This window comes from Alteromonas sp. CNT1-28 (genome assembly GCF_022348345.1).
Lineage (GTDB): Bacteria > Pseudomonadota > Gammaproteobacteria > Enterobacterales > Alteromonadaceae > Alteromonas > Alteromonas macleodii.
The window spans coordinates 76,355-92,798 of sequence record NZ_JAKREZ010000007.1; the positions used below are offsets into that span (position 1 = coordinate 76,355).

At 46.7% G+C, this 16,444-nt stretch carries 12 protein-coding genes; 1 reads left to right on the forward strand and 11 read right to left on the reverse strand.

From position 1 onward, the window contains the following. Window positions 1–13: 13 nt before the first annotated feature. From mraY to MHN02_RS06670, 9 genes are all read right to left on the reverse strand, one after another. A complete protein-coding gene (gene mraY, locus MHN02_RS06630; RefSeq protein WP_014950432.1) occupies window positions 14–1,096 on the reverse strand; it encodes a phospho-N-acetylmuramoyl-pentapeptide-transferase in 1,083 nt (360 codons plus the stop codon). After that, window positions 1,090–2,499, reverse strand: a complete 1,410-nt coding sequence (murF, locus tag MHN02_RS06635) for a UDP-N-acetylmuramoyl-tripeptide--D-alanyl-D-alanine ligase (protein ID WP_171337962.1) — start codon at window positions 2,497–2,499, stop codon at window positions 1,090–1,092. Before murF ends, mraY begins: the two co-directional genes overlap by 7 nt. Continuing rightward, window positions 2,496–4,061: a UDP-N-acetylmuramoyl-L-alanyl-D-glutamate--2,6-diaminopimelate ligase gene (locus MHN02_RS06640; protein ID WP_171337961.1), complete on the reverse strand. Its 1,566-nt coding sequence runs from the start codon at window positions 4,059–4,061 to the stop codon at window positions 2,496–2,498. Before MHN02_RS06640 ends, murF begins: the two co-directional genes overlap by 4 nt. Then, a complete protein-coding gene (locus MHN02_RS06645) occupies window positions 4,051–5,826 on the reverse strand; it encodes a penicillin-binding transpeptidase domain-containing protein (RefSeq protein WP_171337960.1) in 1,776 nt (591 codons plus the stop codon). The genes MHN02_RS06640 and MHN02_RS06645 overlap by 11 nt, the downstream gene beginning before the upstream one ends. Then, window positions 5,823–6,158, reverse strand: a complete 336-nt coding sequence (gene ftsL / locus MHN02_RS06650; protein ID WP_136781995.1) for a cell division protein FtsL — start codon at window positions 6,156–6,158, stop codon at window positions 5,823–5,825. The genes MHN02_RS06645 and ftsL overlap by 4 nt, the downstream gene beginning before the upstream one ends. Next, window positions 6,155–7,096: a 16S rRNA (cytosine(1402)-N(4))-methyltransferase RsmH gene (gene rsmH / locus MHN02_RS06655; RefSeq protein ID WP_014950437.1), complete on the reverse strand. Its 942-nt coding sequence runs from the start codon at window positions 7,094–7,096 to the stop codon at window positions 6,155–6,157. The genes ftsL and rsmH overlap by 4 nt, the downstream gene beginning before the upstream one ends. Next, window positions 7,093–7,551, reverse strand: coding sequence for a division/cell wall cluster transcriptional repressor MraZ (gene mraZ / locus MHN02_RS06660; protein WP_012519465.1), 459 nt, complete (start codon window positions 7,549–7,551; stop codon window positions 7,093–7,095). Before mraZ ends, rsmH begins: the two co-directional genes overlap by 4 nt. Before the next feature lie 491 nt (window positions 7,552–8,042). Then, the gene (locus tag MHN02_RS06665) at window positions 8,043–8,867 is read right to left on the reverse strand and encodes a hypothetical protein (protein WP_239245179.1); all 825 of its coding nucleotides are present in this window, start codon (window positions 8,865–8,867) and stop codon (window positions 8,043–8,045) included. Between the two features lie 158 nt (window positions 8,868–9,025). After that, a complete protein-coding gene (locus tag MHN02_RS06670) occupies window positions 9,026–9,784 on the reverse strand; it encodes a SapC family protein (RefSeq protein ID WP_061486409.1) in 759 nt (252 codons plus the stop codon). Between the two features lie 393 nt (window positions 9,785–10,177). Here MHN02_RS06670 and MHN02_RS06675 point away from each other — a divergent pair, with 393 nt between their 5' ends. Further along, a complete protein-coding gene (locus MHN02_RS06675) occupies window positions 10,178–11,392 on the forward strand; it encodes a dipeptidase (protein ID WP_239245181.1) in 1,215 nt (404 codons plus the stop codon). A gap of 85 nt (window positions 11,393–11,477) precedes the next feature. On the opposite strand, the gene MHN02_RS06680 is transcribed toward MHN02_RS06675, so the two are convergent. Then, complete coding sequence (locus MHN02_RS06680) at window positions 11,478–14,735, reverse strand: efflux RND transporter permease subunit (RefSeq protein WP_239245184.1); 3,258 nt, start codon at window positions 14,733–14,735, stop codon at window positions 11,478–11,480. Continuing rightward, the gene (locus tag MHN02_RS06685; protein WP_239245186.1) at window positions 14,728–16,440 is read right to left on the reverse strand and encodes an efflux RND transporter periplasmic adaptor subunit; all 1,713 of its coding nucleotides are present in this window, start codon (window positions 16,438–16,440) and stop codon (window positions 14,728–14,730) included. Before MHN02_RS06685 ends, MHN02_RS06680 begins: the two co-directional genes overlap by 8 nt. Window positions 16,441–16,444: the final 4 nt, after the last annotated feature.

A 16,444-nucleotide genomic window follows, 5' to 3' on the forward strand; every position in this document is an offset into this window, starting at 1 on the left:
ATCTCTTTACCACTTATCTAAGTTTAAGGGTAGCTAAACCCACTAAAACCAAAATGATTGAAATGATCCAAAAACGCACTATTACGCGCGGCTCTGGCCAGCCCTTCAATTCATAGTGATGGTGAATAGGCGCCATACGAAAAATACGCTGGCCACGCAATTTGTAAGAACCTACCTGAAGGATGACCGACAGGGTTTCCATAACAAAAACACCACCCATGATGATTAACACGAGTTCTTGGCGCACTAATACAGCTAACACACCTAGTGTGCCGCCTAGCGCTAGTGAGCCAACGTCACCCATAAATACTTGTGCCGGATACGTGTTAAACCATAAAAAGCCTAAGCCTGCACCGACCATGGCGGTACACACAATCACCAGTTCGCTGGTAAGCGGAATATGAGGAATATTCAGGTATTCAGCAAAGTTCGCATTACCTGTCACATAGGCGAAAATGGCAAATGCGCCTGCCACCAATATAGTGGGCACAATGGCAAGTCCATCCAATCCATCGGTAAGGTTTACCGCGTTACTTGTGCCTACAATGGCAAAGTAGGTAATAATGATGAAGAACGCACCTAACTGCGGGAACACTTCTTTGAAGAAAGGCACCAGTAGTGAGGTTTCAGCGCTTATTGTTGCACTGCTGTATAGATAGAATGCGACGCCTAACGCAACCACAGATTGCCAGAAATATTTCCAACGGGCGATAAGCCCCTTCGAATCTTTGCGGATCACTTTTCTGTAGTCGTCAACAAACCCAATAATACCGTAGGCCACAACCACGGTAAGGGTTACCAACACATAACGGTTAGTCAGGTCAGCCCAAAGCAGGCCGCTTACTACAATTGCTGCGAGTATAAGTAACCCGCCCATAGTGGGTGTGCCTGATTTTGACAAATGGCTTTGCGGGCCATCGTCTCGTACGGTTTGACCAATTTGCATACGCTGTAGATAACGAATCATCTTAGGGCCAATAAGAATGGCAATAAGTAATGCGGTCAGCGTGCTTAAAATTGCACGAAGGGTAAGGTATGAAAATACGTTAAACCCTGAATCGAACTGTGTCAGCCAGTCGGCTAGCCAAATTAACATGCTATTCGCTCCCGACGGCTATCGTGCTTTCCCAGCGCAGAGGCCTCTACCGCCTCTACCACACGTTCCATTCTGGAACTGCGTGAACCTTTAACTAAAATTGAAATATCGCGCTGCTGCACTAACAAATCACTCTCCATTGCGGCCAACAAACTTTCAACATCGCTGAAATGGCCACCATTTTCATTAAACACAGCACTGGCTGATTGACTCAAAACACCCATGGTATACAGGTAATTAATTCCTTTTTGTTTAGCGTATTCCCCCACCTGCTCGTGGTAAAAACGCGCTTTTTCACCCAACTCTTTCATGTCGCCTAGAACAAGAACGCGGATACCTGAAAAGCTACTTAGCGTATCAATTGCCGCATTAACAGAAGCCACATTGGCGTTGTAGGTGTCATCTAACAGGCGAACCTGTTCGGTAAGCTGCTTTACATTTAAGCGACCACTAACTTGCTTCATGGCAAGTAAGCCGTCGCGCACGTTTTCTAGTGTGGCGCCAACTTGCAGCGTTAATGCCGCAGCAACAAGGGCATTCCCCACGTTGTGAACGCCAGGAATAGTAAGCTGAATAGACATATCTCCTTGCGGGCAAACCAAGTGGAATGCGGCGCACCCATCTAGCCCAATGGTGATATCTTCTGCTCTAAAATCAGCATCGTTTTTCTGCTGGGGCGAAAACGTTAGCGTTTTGGTCTGTTTAAGTTTGCCTTGCCAAAATTCGGAAAACTGGCTATCAACATTGACTACCGCCACGCCGTCACTGCCTAAGCCTTTAAAAATTTCACTTTTGGCGCGCGCTACACCTAGCAAACTTCCAAAGCCTTCTAGATGAGAAGCGGCGGCGTTTACGATAGTCGCGACGTCCGGCTTAACAAGGTTCGTGGTATAGGCGATTTCACCAATGTGATTTGCGCCTAACTCCATCACTGCATATTCATGCTGAGGTTCAAGGCGTAGGAGGGTTAGCGGCACACCGATATCATTATTGAAGTTACCGTTTGTGGCTAATACATTGCCTCTTCGCTCCAAAATAGCGGCACACATTTCCTTTACGGTGGTTTTGCCACTGCTTCCGGTAATCGCAATCGTTTTGGGTGCCACATAAGCTTTTACTGCCGCACCTAATAGACCAAGTGCTTCTTTGGTATCTTCAACCATGATGACAGGTAACGAGGTTGCTGCGTCTTCACTGGCAATAACCGCACTTGCTCCCGCTTTCTCCGCCGTTGAAATAAAATCATGGCCGTTAAAATTCGGACCTTTCAAGGCCAAGTAAACTGCGCCATCTTCTAGGGTGCGGGTATCGGTACTTACTGCAGACACTTCAACGTCAGCAGCGCCTTTCAATAATTTTCCATTAACCTTTTCGGCTATCCATGACAGCGTTGTTGTTATCATTTGCTGTACTCCTGTTGCAGTCGCGCCACAACTGCACGTTCGTTATAGTTAGTCTTTTTGTCACCGATAATTTGGTAATCTTCATGGCCTTTTCCGGCCACGATGATGATGTCGCTTTCATGCGCATGCTCAAGGCAATGACGAATAGCTTGCTCGCGATCAGGTATAGACACTGCCAGTTCACGGTTTTTCAAACCCGCAATGATATCCTCGGCGATAGATTCAGGGCTTTCACTGCGACTGTTATCTGTGGTGATAACAATAGCGTCAGCACCAACCTCGGCAGCCTGCCCCATTAACGGTCGCTTGCCTTTGTCTCTGTCCCCGCCGCAGCCAAACACACACCACACTTTGCCCGTTGTATGGAATTTGGCGCTTAACAGCACTTTCTCCAGAGCGTCTGGCGTATGCGCGTAGTCCACCACTAGGTTCGCCGCACCCGTTACAGGGAAAACTTCCATTCGCCCGGGTACAGGCGTGATTGCATTTACCGCGTTAACCACGTCATCAAAACGCTCACCTTCAGCGAGTAACGTACCTATAGCACTCAATACATTACTGATATTGAACTTTCCGAATAGTGGCAGCGAAATAGCAGCGCTTCCCCACGAACTCACCAGTTCAAAGCTACATCCACCTGCATGATAAGAAGCATTTGTGGCGAAACAATGGCGACTTTGAGGATTGTTATGCTCTCGCAAGTATTCACTTTCACCGCTTCCATCCAGACCACTTTCGTCTATACCTGTCCAGATGCGTGTAATCGACTTATCTGCTGCACCATCCCACTTCTTACTTTCATCATCATTAGCGTTTAATACCACAGCCTTTAAACCTGGCTGCTGAAGCAGCAAGCGCTTGGCTTTGCCGTACTCTTCCATGGTGCCGTGGTAATCGAGATGATCTCGAGTAAGGTTGGTGAAAACAGCGATATCGGTTTTTACTGTACCAAGCCGCCCTTGAACCAATGCGTGAGAACTTGCTTCGAAGGCCGTATGGCGCACTTCACTTTGCACAAAGTCTGCCAACAAATATTGCATACGTATGGCATCGGGCGTAGTGTTCGCTGCCGGCGTGTTCGACCACTGGGTTTCATCGCCTTCAAACACACTACTCCCTAGAGTTCCGATGCTTGCACTACGTGTACCTAACGCATCCTTAAGCTGGGTAAGCAATTGAACTGTAGAGGTTTTTCCGTTTGTCCCTGTCACTGCTACTGTCGTCATTTTCTGAGCAGGGTAGTCGTAAAATGCAGCAGCTAATGCAGAGAGCATTTGTGGTAATTCATACAGCGAGATAATGACGCTGTGGTCACGCATTTCCATCTGACCATGGGCACTACTGTCTTCAGTTTGCGCCAGAATTACACGGGCCCCTAAACTTATTGCCTGGGGTATAAAATCTCGACCATCACGTTCGTGGCCCTTAATTGCCAAGAACGCTAAGCGTGTATTCACTTCTCGGCTGTCTAGCGTTAAACCTTCAATGCGGATATCTGGGGCGTCTACACCAAATTTCGCCAATAAAGCTTTTATACTTTGAATAAAGGCACTAACTACCACTTTGACCTCCTTTCAATAAGCGGCTAGATGTAACCTGCTTGTCATCGGGCGTAACGTTTAACATGTGCAATGCGCCACCCATAATTGATGAAAAGACAGGTGCAGCGGTATCCCCCGCGTGATACAAATCACCGCCGGGTTCGTTGATCAATACAATAGTTACTAGCCTGGGGTCAGACACAGGTGCGATACCGGCGAAAATGTTGACGTACTCTTCGCCGTACCCGCCAGCCACCGCTTTTCGGCTTGTTCCTGTTTTCCCAGCAACGCGATAACCTGGTACCGACGCTTTTGTTGCTGTGCCGCCACGCTGGGTTACGCTTTCCATCATTTGAACAATAGCGTTAGCGTTTTCTTCGCTGATCACCCGCTCAGATTGAGCCTGCCATGAAGGTTGCTCTGGCGACTTGATGACATTAAGCGGTGTTTTAATACCGCCGTTCGCCAACGTTGCGTAAAGACGCCCCAACTGTGCAGTGGTAACCGAAATGCCGTATCCAAATGACAGCGTGGCTAGCTCAAATTCAGACCAGCGGCTGCGCTCATGAAAGATACCGCTACTCTCACCCGCCATATTAAGCCCGGTATCGCTCATTAAGCCCATATTGTAATAGGTATCCAGCAGGAACTGTTTAGGCACAGAAAGCGCCAGCTTCGACGTTCCCATATTTGAGGAATGCTGAATAATTTCTTCTAGCGTTAGTTCGCCGTAGTTGCGCGAATCTTTTACTAAGCTGCCGCCTAATCGCATCCATCCTGGATGAGTGTTTACTGAGTCTTCAGGCTCCACTTCACCGAACTCTAATGCAGTAAGGACGGCCAGCGGTTTTAGCGCCGAGCCTGGTTCGAACGCATCGGTAATAACCCTGTTACGCATTCTGTGCGCAGAAATATCGCTTCTGTCATTCGGATTGAACGACGGTGCATTCACCATGGCTAACACATCACCGCTTTTTACATCGATGACAATGGCGGAAGCCGAGCTTGATTGGTAATAAATCATGGCTTCTTTAATTTCTTTATAAGCAAGTGCCTGAATACGCTGATCAATAGTCAGCTGCAGGTCGCCGGCTTTTTCGCCTGATTTTGTTTCTAAGATCTCTACCTGACGGCCTTTCGCATCGCGGCGTATTTTACGAGAACCCGGCGTGCCCGTTAGCCACTCGTTATACATGCGCTCCAAGCCTTCAACGCCCGTGTCGTCAACATCGGTTACGCCGATTAACTGCGCTGAAACTTCACCTGTAGGATAGTAGCGGCGGCTTTCACGGCGAAGATAAATGCCTGGAATGTCCAGTTTATCAACGTACTCTGCCATGGCAGGCGACACCTGACGCTGCAAGTAAACAAAGCGGCGTTTGGGGTTTGCCACTTTTTCTTTGAGTTCATTGACGTCTTGGCGCAGTACATCTGCCAGCGCTTCCCAACGGCGTTCTTCCTCGAAGCCGTTGTTTTCATGGATAACCTTAGGGTCTGCGTAAATGGCCCGAACAGGAACACTTACCGCCAGTTCGACACCATTTCTGTCGGTAATAAGCCCGCGATAGGTTGGCATATCACGGGTTCTTAGCGTGCGGTTGTCACCCTGTTGAATTAACTCGTCTGGCTCAATAACTTGAATATAGGCTGCACGGGCGGCTAGCACGCCGAAAACCAGCATGATTACCACAAGTACAACGACAAAACGCCAATGCACTAAACTTGGCGTTACATTTTGCTTTGCACCGGTCTTTTTACGCTTACGAGAAAGTGCTGTTGTACTCATTTCAACTTCACCACTACTTCATCGTCTGCGGTTGGACGGTACATTTCTAACTGTTTTTCAACCAGGTTTTCTATGCGGTTGTGCTCGGTCAACGCACGTTGCTCAAGCACTAGGTTTCGCCATTCAACATCCAGCTCATCTTTCTCTTGCATAAGGTCTTCAAGAGCAATGACCTGCTGTCTGTTGTGATGACTGCTAAGCGTTACCGCCATAGCACTTGCGATAACCATTAAATACAACAAAACCCGCAACTTGTTGCGGGTCAAATCTGAAACAATTATTAGCAATAATTTAAAATTAGTGCTGGCCTTGTCTGGCGCGGCTTTGGTCATAACTTTTCTGCCACACGTAATACCGAACTGCGAGAGCGAACGTTGTTCGCAATCTCCTGTTCTGAAGGTTTTATTGCTTTACCCAGAGCTTTTAGCACTTTATCTGCATCTATTTCAGCCTGAGTAATCGGCAAGTTGTGTGGTACTGATTTCCCTTTACTTTGATCCTTAATGAAGCGTTTTACTAAACGGTCTTCAAGCGAGTGAAACGAAATAACGGCAAGACGGCCTTCTTTCGCCAACACTTGTGTCGCCGCTTTAAGGCCAACGCGAAGTTGCTCTAGCTCCGCATTGATATAAATGCGAATGCCTTGGAATGCACGAGTTGCCGGATGTTTAAACTTATCCTTTACAGGAACCGCTTCGTCGATAATTTTGGCTAGCTGAGCTGTGCGCGTGATGGGTGTTTCTTTGCGCGTGTTTACAATGGCATGGGCTATGCGTTTGCCGAACTTCTCTTCGCCAAACTCTTTAATAACCTGCGTAATGTCTTGTTCTTCGGCGTTAGCCAACCAGTCTGCAGCACTTTGTCCACGTGAGGTGTCCATACGCATATCCAGCGGGCCGTCACGAAGAAAGCTAAAACCACGCTCGGCATCATCTAGCTGAGGTGAAGACACCCCCAAATCCATAAGCACACCGTCAATCTTACCGGTTAGTCCCAGCGCTTCGATTTCTTCTGCCATATCACCAAACGGTGAGTGGATAATGCTAAAACGCTTATCATCGGCGAAACGTTCTGCCGCTTTGATTGCTTGCGGGTCACGGTCAAAGGCGATGAGTCGCCCGTGTTCGCCCAATGCATCCAAAATATGTGCTGAGTGCCCCCCACGGCCGAAAGTGGCGTCAATGTAGATACCGTTCGGTTTGATCGCTAGGGCTTCAATGCATTCATCAAGTAATACTGAAATATGTTTAAATTCGCTAGGCTGCGTCATAGAGAAAAGTCCTGTAATCGTTCGGTAAGTTCAAATTCGCCTTTGCGTTCGGTGTCTATATCAGCTTCAACTTGTTGTGCCCAAATATCGGCATCCCAAATTTCGAATTTGTTTAACTGACCAACTAACATGACTTCTTTTGAGAGTTTTGCGAAACTTCGCAGTGGAGTAGGAACAAGAATGCGCCCGCTTTTATCCATCTCACCTTCAGAAGCATAACCTAGTAGCAATCGCTGCAAGCGACGCTCGGCTGGGATCATGCTTGAAAGTTTAGAGAGTTTAAGCTCAATCTCTTCCCATTCGGGAAGTGGGTAAAGTAGCAAACAACTTTGTTGTGTATCGACTGTGCAGACCAGTTGTCCCTGACAATCATCCAGCAGCGACTGACGATACTTCGTCGGTATAGCCAGTCTGCCTTTTGTATCCAGATTGATTGCGTTAGCGCCGCGGAACATTCCCCTAGCCTTTTATTATTTGCTCTTGGTTTTCTTGTTTTTTGAGTACTAATCTGCAAAGTGATGATGATTTGATCCACAATTCGCCACATTTACCCACTGAGATACAGTTTAGGTATCAATGATCCCCACTGTCAAGTAGAAAAAAGGCGTGAAGGCCGCATAAACACTGGGTTTAAACTGGTTGGATATACAGTGTTTTTAGGAAGTGTATGATTAGGCGTGTAAAAAAGATTAAAAAATATTCAGGTGAGAAAAAATAAAGGTGTAATTAATCGATGAACTGCTGTTTTTGACTGTAAATAAGCGGCGAGATCTCGCGATTATGTTTAACGCTGTTTTCAGCGGTATTGCGCGTATGCTGAGTCGTAATTCAAACAGCTGCGCCACATCAGCACGCTAAAAAACGAGTGAGTTAACACGACTAGTGCTAACTCACTGCATTTACATCAACGCGTGCTAACGCATAGCAATAATCAGGGAGTTCTTACTTAGAAACGATAGGATGCTGAAAGTGAAGCAACGTCACTGCTTTCTTCCCCATCAATATCCGTTTCATAGCTTGCTGATATTGAAAACTGTTCATTGACCCAATAATCGAGTGCTACTCCAACAGCCTTTTCATTTACAAAGCCGTCTGGCGCATCTGAATAGGTGAACAAGCCAGCAACACTGAAACCTTTATTGAAGAAGTAACGAGCTGAGCCATAAAAAACGTCATTACTTTCAGCTATATACTCGGCCATAAAGTCCCAGCCTTTCCCCTCCTTTCCAACAGTTGTGTAACGAGTAAAAATTAATGCAGAAGATTCGTTACCGCTAGCTTCAAACACGTCATCTTCGAAGACATATTCAGTGCTGAAGTGCTGATAAGTCAAACCTGCGCCAACTTGCCACTCACGTGATAAGTTGTAACCCAGCTTAGCATTTATGTCGGTGCTATCAGATTCGCCATAGCCATTGTTCCATTTCCTATGAACCCCTTCGATTGCTAACATTAAGTTTTCATCGATGTAAAACGTCGCTCCAAGATTAAAAAAGTCGGCACCATCTAAATTGGCGTAACCACCAGATAAACTCGATACACGCTGAAGATAAGGGTTTATAAGGTAAGCGCCGCTGTTTCCGCTAACTTCTTCCAGGTAGCGCACATACCTTGCACCGTAGAGGTTGTCATCGAATCCTTCAGGATCGACAGCGGTAAACTGTACTTCGTTTTGTGTAGCTGCATGTGCTGCTGAGACTGTAAATACTGAAGCCGTGATAAGTGATAGTGCAGTTAGCGTAGTTTTTAGCTTATTAGTGTTAGTGTTCATGTCTTTTGTCCTTAAAAAATGTGTTGGGAACGAGGTGTAAGATAAGACATTAAAACTTAACGGTTTCTGAACGAAACATGACGAAGTCTGAACGTGAATTTTAGGTACAAAAAAACCCGCAACTTTGCGGGCTTTTAAACTTCAAAATGAGGGAGCGATTACGCGTTTGGCGTTGCTTCTTCTGCTTTAACCGCAGAAAGCTGCATGCTGCGAATTGGGTTTTCTGTGTCGTTAGAAAGCTCAACAAGGCGGTTTAGCTGACCAACAGACATCATTACTGCGTAGATAGCACCTAGGAAGCCTTGCTTGTGTAGCTCAAGCACCTGCTCTTCTGGCAGCTCAAGAAGCTTCTTCTCGTTGATGCTCATCATGCCGGTAACATTGCGCTGTTTACCATCTTGGTAAGTAAGGCGAATTTGAATTGGATCAAGAAGGTCCAGTTCAACGACTTTCGCAACAAAACGCTGAGTTAGCATTTCGCTATTCGCAAGGTCTGCTAGGAATTTCTGACGGTTATCTAGGAACTCGCTTGCTTCACCAGCTTCAGTGAATAGCGCTTGGCCTTCGTCAGAAATAAGGTCAGAGTTTTCATCAATGTAAACGCCAAGCTTGTCGCCGTCTGGACGCACGTCAAATGGATAGCGAAGGATGTTCATTGGAACGTGAGGGCCTTTCCAGCTGTCGCCAGTTAGAAAAAGGTTTTGACCTTGTTCCATACCAAGCATAGTCACAACGTGGTGACGCTTTGATGTAGTGTCTTCAATGAACACTAGCGGCATTGTCGCAGCTAGTTGTGCAAATTCACGGATCGTTGCTGCTGCAAGGTGTGTATTTTTCGCAAAGCTGAAAGATGTATTTACCGCAACCTTTAGGTCTTTATGCTTTTCTTTATCTAGCGGTACAAAATTAATAGCCATATTTATTTCTCATACTTGTTAGCTGTGGCCCCGGCTTGATTATGTGAGAAGAGCGGGTGCCACTAAAAAATTACGTCGGCCGCGCTGATGCATAGTAGTCATCGATAATTGGCGGAGCGCTTGGGAGTATCCCGTATTCGCGCAATGAAGTCACGCAGTCTTCACCATAACAAGTTTTAAATTTTTATTGCAATGTAAACTTGAAGTAAACAAGCACAAGCGCTCTAAAAATGAGCAATATCGACTAATTTAGGGCTTAGCGAGAGCAATCTGGGGTAAATGCATAGCAAGTAAAAGCCTATTGTCGCAGTGCGCATTATCCTTTAGTCTCGTATTGCTATTAAGTTAGCAGTTTTTGACCTAAGCGATAAAAAAACAAAATAAGGATTTTCTATGAAGGAACGCTTCCCACTCTCATCTTGCGCATTACTTATCTCTGCGCTTTTTGCTTCACACTCTGTACTTGCTGAGACCTCTACTTATTCAGCATCTGAAAAAGCTATCAAGATCGCACAAGAAACTATTATTGTTGATGGACACATTGATGTTCCTTATCGCGTAAAGGAAAAGTGGGTTGATGTCACTAAAGCCACGCAGGACGGCGACTTCGACTACCCTCGTGCAGTATCTGGTGGTTTGAACGCCCCTTTTATGAGTATTTACGTGCCTGCTAGTTTAGACAACTCTCCAGAATCTACGCAGCTTGCCCATGAGCTCATCGATTCAGTAGAAGCCATTGTTGCCCGCGCACCTGATAAATTTGCCATTGCTAAAAGCCCTTCTGACGTAAAAGCCCAATTTGAAAAAGGGTTAATTTCACTGCCAATGGGCATGGAAAATGGTTCTCCTATTCAAGGTGACTTGGCGAATCTAACGGATTTTTACGAGCGCGGGATTCGCTACATCACCCTTGCTCATAGTCAAGCTAACCACATTTCTGACTCTTCGTATGACCTGCGCAGAAAATGGAAAGGCCTTAGCCCGTTTGGCAAAACTTTAGTGGGCGAGATGAACAACATCGGCATCATGCTAGATATTTCCCATGTGTCTGACGACGCCTTTTATCAGGTTATTGAGTTAACAAAGGTGCCAGTCATAGCATCACATTCTTCACTGCGCCGCTTTACCCCCGGTTTTGAGCGCAACATGGACGACGAGATGATCAAAAAACTCGGCGAAAATGGCGGTGTGATTATGATTAACTTTGGTTCTAGTTTTGTATCTAAAGAAGCTGGCAAGTGGCGTAGTGGCCTTACTGCAGCGCGCAAAGCCTTGGTTGAAAAAGAAGGCGAAGACAGCCCTAAGCTAGAGAACTTTGAAGAGAATTATCGCAAAGAAGTGCCATACCCTTATTCAACCCTAGACGAAGTGCTTGACCATATCGATCACGTGGTAAAACTGATTGGTGTTGATCACGTGGGTATTGGTTCAGACTATGACGGTGTAGGTGACTCATTACCCATTGGCCTTAAAGACGTGGCGAGTTTTCCAAACTTAGTACAAGGATTGTTGGATAGAGGATACAGCCGTACCGACATCGAAAAGATATTGAGCGGAAACCTTTTGCGCGTTTGGCAACAAGTGGAAGACTATGCGGCAGCGCACTAGTCGCGCAATGCTTTAAAAATGAAGCGTAGGGAAGCGTGTTATCGCTTCCCCATGCTTTATCTACTCTACTGCACTTTCAACTCTATTATTTTTTGCGTGACACAATTAAGTAAAACGCGCTTGGCAATACCAACAGTGTTAATACCAGTGCACTCGCCATACCGCCTACCATAGGCGCCGCAATTCGCTGCATCACTTCACTACCAGTTCCAGTGGCATAAAGCACAGGCAACAAGCCAACAATAATAGAAAGCGATGTCATCATAACTGGGCGAAGTCTTGCCGAGGCGGCATGGACAATAGCCTTTTTCACAAGCGCATCTTTTTTAGTGTTGCCATTTTCTGTTTCGTGCTTAGTAAGTGCATCTGATACATATTGGTTTAGATAGACCAGCATGATAACGCCTATTTCTACCGCTACACCTGCTAAGGCAATAAACCCAACACCTACCGCCACCGACAGATTGAAGTTAAGAAGGTAAAGCAACCATACACTGCCCACCAGCGCCAACGGTAAGGTCGCGAGTATGAGTGCCACATCGCGAAGGCGTTTAAATGCCAGATAAAGCAAAAGGCAGATAATGGCTAACGTTAGCGGTATAACCACCGACAGTTTTGCTTTCGCGCGCTCAAGGTAAGCAAACTGCCCCGCCCACGTAATGGAGTATCCAGTGGGTAAATCAAGTTGCTCTGACAAATGACGTTTTGCGCTATCTACATAACCCCCTAAGTCAATACCCGTGGCTGAGTCTGACGAGATATCAATGTATACCCATCCGTTTAATCGGGCATTTTCACTTTTAATCCCAGCCGGCCCGTCGTCAATACGCACGGTCGCCACATCGCCAAGGGTAATGTGAACACCGCTTGGTGTGACGAAAGGCATGGATGCTAAAGATTCAGGCGTATCGCGGTAGTGCTGTAAAAAGCGCATGGCAATAGGAAAACGCTCACGCCCTTCCACTGATTGTGTAACCACTTTGCCGCCCACTGCCGAGCCTACAATACTGTGAACATCGTCTATCGTCATGCCGTAGCGCGCCGCCAACTGCCTGTCGATATCGATATAAACGTAACGGCCACCCACCACACGCTCAGCGTATACTGATGCTGTATTGGGCAGGTCTTTAAGCAGTGTCTCTATATCCTTTCCAATGGCTTCAATGCCCGCAAGGTCAGGCCCCGCAATCTTGATCCCAACAGGGGTTTTTATCCCGGTTGCCAACATGTCGATACGGGTTTTAATTGGCATTACCCACGCATTGGTCAGCCCTGGAAATTGCACCAGAGCGTTAAGCTCTTCATTGAGCTTTTCAGTGGTCATGCCCTCCCTCCACTGCGCTTTCGGTTTAAGCTGAATGAAGGTTTCAATCATCGTCAATGGTGCAGGGTCTGTGGCCGTATCTGCGCGTCCAATTTTCCCAAATACCGATTCTACCTCGGGCAAAGTTGCAATAAGCTTATCCGTCTGTTGTAAAAGCTCTCTGGCTTTACCCACTGAAATACCCGGATAGGTAGTAGGCATATACATCAAATCGCCTTCGTCCAGTTCGGGCATAAATTCGCTACCTAGTTGGCTTAACGGCCAGTACATGGAAAGCAATAAGCAAAATGCCCCCGCCAAGGTGAGCAGTGGGTAGTTAAGCAGCCGCGTTAGCAATGGCTGATACACACGTTCTAAAGCTCGATTTACTGGGTTCTGGGCTTCAGATCGTATTTTTCCGCGTACGAAATAACCCGCCAGCACAGGAACTAAAGTAATTGCCAGCGCCGCAGCTGCTGCCATGGCATAGGTTTTGGTAAAGGCAAGAGGCGCAAAAAGACGCCCTTCTTGTGCTTCTAATGCAAAAACAGGAATAAAGGATACGGTTATAATTAGGAGCGCAAAGAATAAAGCTGGGCCAACTTCTGTGGTCGACTTAATCACCAGTTCCCAACGTTTGGCTGCCGAAAGCTTTGCAGATGTTGGCGCAGAGGTTGGTATAGATGTTCGCGACTGGGCACTCCCTGCCCCCCCCTGACTTGCTGAATCCCTTTGACTCGCTGAGGCTCCCTGACTTGATGAAACAGCATGCTGATGAATGTGCTTGTGTAAATTTTCAACCACAACAATAGCGCCATCCACCATTGCACCGATAGCGATAGCAATGCCACCTAAAGACATGATGTTGGCATTAAGTCCCTGCAGCTTCATTACGATGAAGGCGGCGAGAATACCAATAGGCAAACTGATTAGCGCAACCATAGATGAACGTATGTGAAACAAGAAGATAGCGCATACCAAACCAACAACCAGCAATTCCTCCACCAACTTATTGGTGAGGGTATCGACGGACTTATCAATAAGGGTGGAGCGATCGTACACGGGGACGATATTCACACCTTCCGGCAAGCTCGCTTTTAATGAATCCAGCTTAGCTTTGACCGCATCGATAGTGGCTTTTGCGTTTTCGCCATAGCGCATAACTATAATGCCACCCACGGTTTCGCCATTCCCGTTTAGTTCAGCAATACCGCGGCGCATCAACGGGCTTTCTACCACTTGTGCTACATCGTTAATCGTTATGCTAACGCCGTCCTTAATAACACCTGTGGGTAACGCCAGTATGTCGTCAATGCCCTGAATGTAGCTTTGCGCACTAACCATGTACTCTGCCTCGGCCATTTCAATAACCGAAGCGCCTGACGCGCGGTTACCCCGTTTAAGGGCAATGTCTATCATGGATGGCTGAATGTTATAGGCACGTAATTTTTCAGGGTCGACAATAACTTGGTATTGTTTAACCATCCCTCCAACAGACGCAACTTCAGATACGCCTTCAACTGACTGAAGCTCAAACTTCAAGAACCAGTCTTGCAACGCCCTTAATTCACCAGCATCTAGCGCATTTGGCTGACTAGCATCGTTCTCCAACGCATAAATGTAAACCCAACCTACCCCTGTCGCATCTGGACCTAACTGAGGTGTCACGCCTTCTGGAAGTTGCGAAGACGCTTGGCTTAAGTATTCCAGAACACGGCTTCGAGCCCAGTACATGTCTGTATCGTCATCAAAGATTATATATACGTAGGCATCGCCGAAGAATGAATACCCTCGCACCGTCTGTGCGCCAGGCACTGACATTAGCGCAGAGGTGAGAGGAAACGTCACCTGATCTTCCACCACTTGCGGCGACTGACCGGGATAGTTTACTTTCACTATGACCTGGACATCAGATAAATCAGGGATAGCATCAACGGGGGTGTTTTTCACCGCCCAGACACCAGCAATACTGAGCATAATAGCGCTCAGCAATACCATTATTCTATTGTTTACCGACCAGCGAATTACCGATTCAATCATGGTGCATATGCTCCTTATGATTTATCGATTTTTGTTCTGCCGACTTGTGAACCATCGACTTGTGAGCATCGCTTTGGTTTTCATCGCCCTTCCGCTCGCCCGCATCATGTTTATGATTACTGTGACCTGAGTCATGCACCATGCCCTTGTCCATGGCATGTTCACTATGTTTACGCATATCAATAACCGTGAACTCTTTTCCAGTCACAAAGGTGAACATGATGTTGTCACCTTCACTAAACTGAGATAAGTCAATATGCTTTGATACCGTAAATGACATTGTCGCAGGTCCCCGCCCCCATTTTTCAATCGGCCCGCGAGCGATCACTAACTTTGCGTTATTCGAAGCGCCATTCGTTTCGGTGTCAGCTGGCAATTCAATTGCCTCAATAGTACCTGTTGTCGTGGCCTGGTGATCGGGCGCTTTCATTCGCTCAAAGTCACTGCTTTTCGACGACTCTGAATCAATCAAAAATTGTGCTGATACCACAACATCATCCTCTGGGAGCAAGCCTTCAACGACTTCAAAATGTGTACTATCGCTTTGTCCCAGTGTTACGCGTACCGACTTAAAATTGCCATCGCCATCACTGAGTACCACTTTTGCGCCCTCAGCCGTGCGAATAACGGCGCTGCGAGGAACCAGTAACGCTGCCTTGCGTTGAGTAGGCGTAATTACAACGTGAGCAAACATATTGGGCTTTAAAGTATGATTGTTATTGTTTAGCGGTATGCGCACTTTCAATGTTCGGGTTGTTTCTGACAAAGAAGGATAAATATACTCTACGTGACTTTCCCATTTAGCATCAGACCCATGGTCCATTTCGTCGAGGGTAACCACAGCGCCATTATGAGGCGCTATGATTTGCGCGTACTTTTCAGGCACCTCTGCAATCACCCACGCCGTATCTAGCTGTGCGATGCTCATCAAGGTTGTCCCGGGCTGAACGTAAAACCCCTCCCGAATATTCAGCGCTTCTACTACACCGCTTTGCGGCGCGTTAAATGTGACGGTTTGTGCTACCCGTCTACTTTTCTGCAATTCTTCGATAACGCCCTTTGATAGCCCTAGAGTTTTTAGGCGCTCGGCTGCCCCCTCAATTAAACGTGAATCTCCTCGCTTAAGAGCTAAAACGTATTCTTCTTGTGCGCTAACTAATTCTGGCGAATACAGGGTATAAAGTGCCTGTTCTTTTTCTACTTGCTCTCCTTGGGATTTAATGAAAAGCCTGTCGACCCAACCTGATACTCTAGGGTGGATGTGCACAATGCTATCTTCATCGTAAGCAACGTTGCCCACCGCCGTTACGGTCTGTTGAAGTGTTCCAATGGTAACGGGCGCGACTTTAACACCTATATTGTGCTGTACATTTGGCGGAATCATTACGGTACCAGGCGTACGCTCATTACTTTTCGCAGATGTTACTTCGTCATTGGCGTATACTGGCACCAAGTCCATTCCCATTGGTGACTTTCCCGGTTTGTCACGGCGATAGCTGTCATCCATAGGCGCTACCCAATATAAAGGGGCTTTATCATCAGTTTCGTCGCTGAGGGCACTTTCGCCATTTCCGTGTTTTGATGAATCAGACAACAATAGTGAAGCCAAGCCGAACGCTAATAGGCCGCCAAATAGCAGACCTACTAGCAAACCTTTTATTAGCGTGCTTTTTGTATCTGGCGCAGGGTGAGTTGAAGATGTCATATTA

Bases quoted from the DNA above. Each gene is read 5' to 3' on its own strand.
- rsmH (WP_014950437.1), bottom strand. From the start codon at position 7,096: ATGACGCAGCCTAGCGAATTTAAACATATTTCAGTATTACTTGATGAA.
- MHN02_RS06680 (WP_239245184.1), bottom strand. From the start codon at position 14,735: ATGATTGAATCGGTAATTCGCTGGTCGGTAAACAATAGAATAATGGTA.
- ftsL (WP_136781995.1), bottom strand. From the start codon at position 6,158: ATGACCAAAGCCGCGCCAGACAAGGCCAGCACTAATTTTAAATTATTG.
- MHN02_RS06645 (WP_171337960.1), bottom strand. From the start codon at position 5,826: ATGAGTACAACAGCACTTTCTCGTAAGCGTAAAAAGACCGGTGCAAAG.
- mraY (WP_014950432.1), bottom strand. From the start codon at position 1,096: ATGTTAATTTGGCTAGCCGACTGGCTGACACAGTTCGATTCAGGGTTT.
- MHN02_RS06665 (WP_239245179.1), bottom strand. From the start codon at position 8,867: ATGAACACTAACACTAATAAGCTAAAAACTACGCTAACTGCACTATCA.
- MHN02_RS06670 (WP_061486409.1), bottom strand. From the start codon at position 9,784: ATGGCTATTAATTTTGTACCGCTAGATAAAGAAAAGCATAAAGACCTA.
- MHN02_RS06675 (WP_239245181.1), top strand. From the start codon at position 10,178: ATGAAGGAACGCTTCCCACTCTCATCTTGCGCATTACTTATCTCTGCG.
- MHN02_RS06685 (WP_239245186.1), bottom strand. From the start codon at position 16,440: ATGACATCTTCAACTCACCCTGCGCCAGATACAAAAAGCACGCTAATA.
- mraZ (WP_012519465.1), bottom strand. From the start codon at position 7,551: ATGTTCCGCGGCGCTAACGCAATCAATCTGGATACAAAAGGCAGACTG.
- murF (WP_171337962.1), bottom strand. From the start codon at position 2,499: ATGATAACAACAACGCTGTCATGGATAGCCGAAAAGGTTAATGGAAAA.